Genomic DNA, 6,388 nt, shown 5'->3' with positions numbered 1-6,388 from the left:
AAGGACAAGGCGTCGGACTACACGGGCGATGTCGATGGCTCGAACAAGTGGGGGCTCCCGGGCGTCATCTGTCCTCTGTGCAAGGCCACCTGGGGTGGCGGTTACACATACCCCTCCGTGGACCTGACGCCGGTCGCCGCCCTGGCCGACTTCGAGGAACCCCGAGCCGAGCCGATCGAGGAGTACGAAAGGCTCTGTGAGCTGGTACGTCCCCTGTTGCCTCCACGAGCCGTGCTGGGACCAGGGACGCAGCTGGGCCCGTTCGTGGGCAGAGGCATGGGTCGCTTCGGACCGTTCGTGATGCCCGTTCCCTGGATATTGATGGTGCAACGTGAGACGCTCGAGAAGCTCCAGGCCGAGGGCGTACGGGGCCTCAAGGGCTGCCGCACCGAGCTGCGCTTCCGTCAACGCGCGTCCCCCGAGTTGCTCGATCTGGAACTCCTCCCCGTGGCCCGCCTCCACCCGGACTGCCTGCCTCCCCGTCCACCGCCCTGCCCTCGCTGTGGCCGGGATGCTGTCTCCCTGCCCAAGGTCCGCCTGCTGGATGCCGCCACGGCCCCCAGCGACCTGGACGTGTTCCAACTGGAAAACTTCTCCGGCGTGATCGCCTGCACCGAGCGCTTCGTCGACGCGTGCCAGCGTCTGGGATTGGACGGCCTCGCCTTCGAGCCCCTCCCCGTGTCCCCCCTCAAACGCGGGGAGAGTCCTCGGTTCCGGGGTGGGAGTCCTCGGGCTCGGTGATGAGCCCCTCTTCCTGGGCCAGGGTGCGCAGGTGCGTCTTGATGCGCTGGAACTGCTGGCGCAACGCCGCCGCCCGCCGCTTGAGTCCCGCGTCCGTGAGCGCCTCCTCTCCATCCCCATCCGACATCACCCGCGCCACTTCCTCCCACGACAGCCGCTGATCCACGCGCAGCAGCAGCAGCATGCGCTCCTGGGGATCCAGACTCTCGCGCAGCGCGCGGAAACGTTCCTTCACCGAGGTGCGCTGCCAGGGCCGCGTCTCGGAGCGCGGCTTCAACGCCTCGTCCGGCAACCTCGAGATGCTCATCGGCTGCTCTCGCCCCGCCGGCGCGTGCATCACCTGGTAGCAGGCGTTGCGCGCCAGCCGATAGGCCCACGTCCGGAAGGAGCTCTCCCACCGAAAGCCCGGCAGCCCTCGCAGGAGGTTCTCACTGAAGAGGCTGAAGGCATCCCGGCTCCGCTCGTAGTCGTGCAGCACCGAGGCCATCAACCGCATGATCTCCTGCCCATATCCCTCCAGGGCCCGCTCCACGGCTCCGGCCATGTCGCCCTGCCGGCACAGCTCCTGAATCTCCTGCTCCAGCTTCTCGCGCTCTTCCAACTGCATGGTGTGTCTCCCTGGTCCTGGCCTGTTCTCTTCCGCGTCCGTCCTTCACACCGGGCTCGGCGCCTGCGCGCCCGGGGCCTCCACGTGCGTCCCCGTCCCCCCGGGCGGTGAAGCCAGGGCCAGGACGATGTGCCGCTCGTACTCCCGCGCTCCCTGCACCCGTGCGATGCGCACGGCGTGCTGGAAGCTCTCGCGGGCCTCCGCCTCGTGGCCCAGCGCCCGCCGGGCCTGTCCACCGATGCGGTGCAGCTCCGCCTCGTAGAAGCGCTCCCCCACCGCCTCCACCCACTTCAACCCCTCGAGCACCGCGAGCAAGGCCTCGCGCGGCTGTCCCAGGCGCAGGTGCACCTCCGCCAGCAGCCCGAGGTTGTGGGGCATCCCCGCCCGCAGGCCCATCATCCGCCACTTACACAACCCCTCGCGCATCCGCGCCAACCCCCGCTCCGGTCGCCCCAGCTCGGAGAGGGCCCAGCCTTGCAGCAGGACGGACCACTCGAGCCACAGCCGGAACCAGTGCTCGCGCGAGACGGCGTGACACTCCTCGGCCAGCCTCAGCGTGCCCTGCGCGTCCCCGCGAAGCTGGCAGGACAGCGCGGCGTAGAGCAGCACGTAGGCCCGGGTGTTCGCATGGCCGATGCGCCCGGCCAGCTCCAGCGCCTCCCGCGCGTCCTCCCGCGCCCGCTCCGCCTGGCCCAACACCGAGTGGATGATGGAGGCGTGGATCTGCGCCATCGCGCGGGGGTCCACCCAGTGCCGCACGGCCAGCTTGTGGTGCTCCTCCAGCGAGAAGTCCGCCCAGGCCACCGCGCGCTCCACGTACTCGCGCGCCTCCTCCATCCGCCCCCAGGTGAAGAAGTCCGTGGCCATCATCCGATAGCCCAGGGCGAGCAGCTCCCGGTTGTGCTGGCGCGAGCCCAGCCCCACGAGCTGCTCGGCCAGCTCGTGGGACAGGCGGTACTCGGCGCGGCAGAAGTAGTAGGCGTAGGGCCCCCAGTAGGACAGCTCCAAGCTCGGCAGCGCCTCGCCCACCAGGCGGAAGAGCTCGCGCGCCCGGGTGTATGTCCGCTTCACCTCGGGCGAGCGGTAGCCCTGCACCTGCGAGAGCGGAATGCCCAGGGCGATGAGCAGCTGCAGCTCCTGCTGGATGCGCTGCGCGGCGTCGGGAAGGGCCCGCAACAGCTTCAGCGCCTGCTGCAGGTGGCTCACCGCCTCCAGGTTGGCCGAGCGCAGGCTGGCGCGCATGCCGGCCTGCATCCAGTGGTGGATGGCCGGCTCGTACTCACCCGCCTCGGTGTAGTGGTGGGCCAGCACCTCCGGCTGCGTCTCCACCACCTCGGGGAACTGCTCGAGCAGCGCCTGGGCGATCCGCCGGTGGTGCTGGCGCCGGGTGCCGCGCAGCAGGGACTGGTAGGCCGCGTCCTGGAAGAGGGCATGACGGAACTGGTAGCCGGGGCCGTCGTCCTCCTCCTCGCGCTGGAGCACCCCGACGGACACCAGGTCCTCCAGGTCCTCTTGCAGCTCCAAGGCGTCGCGCCGCGTCAGCGTGCTCAGCAGCGCATGGGAGAAGCCGCGCCCCACCACCGCGCACAGCTGGGCCAGCGTCTTCTGCCGCGCCGGCAGCCTGTCCAGGCGCGCCAGCAGCAGCTCGTGCAGGGTGACGGGGATGGACGCCACCATCCCGCGCTCCACCACCATGTGCGTCATCTCCTCCACGAAGAGGGGGATGCCGTCCGTCTTGGCCACGAGCTGGCGCACCGTCTCCTCCGACAGCGCGCTGCCCCCGGCCGCCTCCTGCACCAGCGTCGCGGTGAGCGGCGCCGGCAGCCGCTCCAGCCCCAGCCGGTGGAGCCGGGCCGAGTCCGGCCAGGTGTGCTGGAAGCCCGGGCGCGCGCTCAACACCAGCAGCACGCGCGCGCCCTCCACGCGGCGCAGCACGGCGTCGAGCAGCTCCAGCGTGGACGGATCCGCCCAGTGCAGATCCTCCACCACGCCGAACACCGGGCGCTGCTCGGCCATGCGCAGCAGCAGGCCCGCCAGCGCCTCGATGGTGCGCTCCTTCTGTCGATCCGGCGAGAGCTGGAGGAAGGGCAGGTTCTCCTTCACCGGCAGCGACAGGAAGGCGGCGATGAGGTCCAGGTGCTCGCCTTCCAGACCGAGCGCCCCGAGCTGCACCTCCAGCTTGCGCAGGTTGTCCCGCGGCGAGCCCTCCGGCTCCAACCGGAAGAGGTGCTGGAGCATGCTGATGAGGGGGTGGAAGGCGCTGTTGGCGAACTGGCTCCAGCACTGGCAGCGCGGGCGGTAGCTGGAGGAGGGCGACACCCGCAGGCGCATCTCCTGGATGAGGCGGGACTTGCCCATGCCGGCCTCGCCCGTGAGCAGCACGAAGGAGCCCCGGCCCTCGCGCGCCGCCTCCCAGGCGGAGGACATCCGCCGCAGCTCCTCCTCGCGCCCCACCAGCCGGGAGAGCGCGCCGGTGACGAGCGCCCGATCGAAGCGGAACACCGTCTTGCGCGCGCGCGCCACCCGCCAGGCCTCCACGTGCCGCGCCCCGGACAGGCCCTCGAAGGTGAGCGGGCCGAGCGACTCGGACTCGAAGGCGCGCTGCACCAACCGGTACGTGGTGTCGCTGAGCACCACCGTGCCCGGCTCGGCCCGCCGCGCCAGCCAGGAGGCGATGCGCGGGGCCTCGCCCTGGATGGTGGGCGTGCGCCCGCGGAGCTCCGGGAGGATGTCGTCGAACACCACCAGCTCGGTGTGGATGCCCACCTGCACCGCCAGCGAGCGCAGGGACGGCAGGCCGAGGCGCTGGCTGAGCTCGCCCGGCAGGGAGCCCACCAGCTTCATCCCGGCGCCCACTGCGTGCTCCGAGTCCTCCTCGCGCGCCACCGGGTAGCCGAAGCAGGCGAGCACCTCGTCTCCCACGCAGGTGGTGATGGAGCCGTCGTGCCGCTGGATGATCTCCGAGCTGCTCTTCTGGAAGGCGGCCTCCAGCTCGCTGAAGTCCTCCGGATCCAACTCCTGGGCGAGCCCCACGAGGCCCACCAGCTTGCAGGACACCAGTGTGACCGGCCGCCGCTGGGGTGCCACCGCGCGCGGCTCCTCGCGCCAGGGCCCCAGCCCCTCCTCCAGCCGGCGCAGCCTGTCCCGCAGCTCCACCGCCGAGGGCAGTCGCCGCCGCGCCTCCTTCACCAGCGCCTCGGAGATGAGCGCCTCCACCTCCTGGGGCACCTCCGGGCGGCGCGTGCGCACCCGCGGCACCGGCTCGTTGCCCACCACGCGGGCGCGCAGCTCCTCCAGGGTGTCGCTCGGGTAGAGCAGCTCCCCGGTGAGCATCTCGTACAGCATGACGCCAGCGGACCAGAGGTCCGTGCGCTCGTCCTGTGTCTCGCTCCTCCACTGCTCTGGGGACATGTACGGCGGCGTGCCGGCATCCGGCAGGCGGGGCACGGGCGAGCCGCTCGAGGCCATCAGCCAGGCCAGCCCGAAGTCGAGCAGCTTCACCGTGCCCTTGTGGGTGATGAAGACGTTGCTGGGCTTGAGGTCGCGGTGGACGATGTGGCGGCCATGCGCGTGCGCCAGGCCCGTGGCCACGCCCACCATCAGCTCCAGCGCGCACCGGACGCCCAGCCGCTGCTCGCGCTGCAGCCGCGCGGCGAGCGACTCGCCCTCCAGGCACTCCATGACGAAGAAGGGAATGCGCGGCTCCCAAGGCTCCCCCGTCCACTCCGACACGTCGAAGACACGGACGATGTTCTCGTGGTCGAGCTGCGCGATGGCGCGCGCCTCCTGGCGCAGCAGCTCCATCGGCCAGTGCGCCCCCATCCCCTCCTGCGGGAGGAGGAACTTGAGGGCCACCACGCGCTGCAGCTCCTCGTCGCGCGCGCGGAACACCTGCCCCATGGAGCCCCCGCCCAGCTCCCGGATGATCTCGAACCTGCGGCCATCCGAGCCCCCGAGCCGCTCCCCGGGGACCGGCTTGCGGAACAGCGGGGGCGCCTGGGCCACCTCCTGGAGGAAGGAATCCCCGAAGTCGCCATCGTCACGCAGGGACACGTCCACCTCGCGTGGACGCGTCTCTCCAGCGTGCTGACCAGTCTCCTCGTGCATTCCCTGTTCCGCGGTCGAGGGCCTCTCGTGATGTGGGCCCTGGCTGATTGAAGTTATGGGTCTCATGGCCACCGGGCAACGCAAGGGGTCGGGAGGGCAGGTGCAGTGTCCTGGGTCGGCGCCCCGCGCTCCCGAAAGACAGAGCTTCCTGACGCCAGGAGACAGAGTCCCTGGACTCCTGGCGGGAAGCAGCAGCCGCACCCGGGGGAATTCACCGGGCGGGACTCGAGGCCGGGTCCGGCTCGGTCCGGGGCGCGGCGAAGAACTGGCTGACGAGCTCGCGCACGCGCGCGGCGTTGTCGAGCAGCTCGACCTTCACGTCCGCGGAGCCCTCGAAGACGCGCGCCTCCGGCAACGCGTGGTCGAGCAGGTAGTCGCGGAGGACCGCGTCCGAGGACCAGCTCCGCAGCGGCGGGGCGCAGTGGCAGTAGATGTTCGCCTTCAGCGCGTCCCCGGCCACGTGGATGAGGTCCTCCAGGAACTCCCCCACGGTGTGGTCGAAGTGGGCCTCGAAGGCCAGCATCGGGCCGCCCTCGGAGCGCCCGTCCTGGGAGGCAGGGGCCGGCACGATGACCCAGCGCAGGGAGTGCGTGCTCTTCAGCGCGTCGAACTGGATGTGCGCGTTGCGCTGGAGGTCCTGCCCGAGCTCCTCCAGCACCAACGAGAGATCCTCGAGGCGCTCGGGCCGGATGGGCACGAGCACGCTCAGCACGTGGCGCTGCTCGGAGACGCGGGCCCGCTTCCGGGCCTGCTCGGGTGAGACCGCCTGCTGCCTGCGATTGTGGAATGCCGTGGTACGGGTGTCATCCATGCGTGTCGCTCCCCAAACAGGTGGAGCCATGAAGCGGGCTTCGTGACGGCATGAGGCGGGAGCAGCCTTCCCTCCCGTTCCACGAGCGGCCGAGCGGGGGCAGGCTTCAGGCGCCCGGGAGC

The 6,388-nt window shown here is 71.0% G+C and carries 4 protein-coding genes; 1 reads left to right on the top strand and 3 read right to left on the bottom strand.

Going from position 1 to position 6,388, the window contains the following annotated elements; translation table 11 throughout:
• Positions 1–741, top strand: a 741-nt coding sequence (locus VF697_RS29490; RefSeq protein ID WP_331100097.1) for a double-CXXCG motif protein, incomplete at its 5' end; no start/stop codon positions are given.
• Here the strand turns inward: VF697_RS29490 and VF697_RS29485 are convergent.
• The 3 genes from VF697_RS29485 to VF697_RS29475 all read right to left on the bottom strand — a co-directional run bounded on the left by VF697_RS29485 (position 689) and on the right by VF697_RS29475 (position 6,266).
• Entirely contained in the window at positions 689–1,348 is a 660-nt protein-coding gene (locus tag VF697_RS29485; RefSeq protein WP_331100095.1) for a sigma-70 family RNA polymerase sigma factor, read from the bottom strand. The genes VF697_RS29490 and VF697_RS29485 overlap by 53 nt on opposite strands.
• 45 nt (positions 1,349–1,393) lie before the next feature.
• Positions 1,394–5,455: a protein kinase domain-containing protein gene (locus VF697_RS29480; protein ID WP_331100094.1), complete on the bottom strand. Its 4,062-nt coding sequence runs from the start codon at positions 5,453–5,455 to the stop codon at positions 1,394–1,396.
• A gap of 211 nt (positions 5,456–5,666) precedes the next feature.
• Positions 5,667–6,266, bottom strand: a complete 600-nt coding sequence (locus VF697_RS29475) for a hypothetical protein (protein WP_331100093.1) — start codon at positions 6,264–6,266, stop codon at positions 5,667–5,669.
• Between the last annotated feature and the right edge of the window lie 122 nt (positions 6,267–6,388).

It is taken from the genome of Archangium sp. (assembly GCF_036388035.1).
GTDB lineage: Bacteria > Myxococcota > Myxococcia > Myxococcales > Myxococcaceae > Archangium.
The sequence above is the reverse complement of the archived record's forward strand: the minus strand, read 5'-3'. Positions and strand labels throughout refer to the sequence as shown.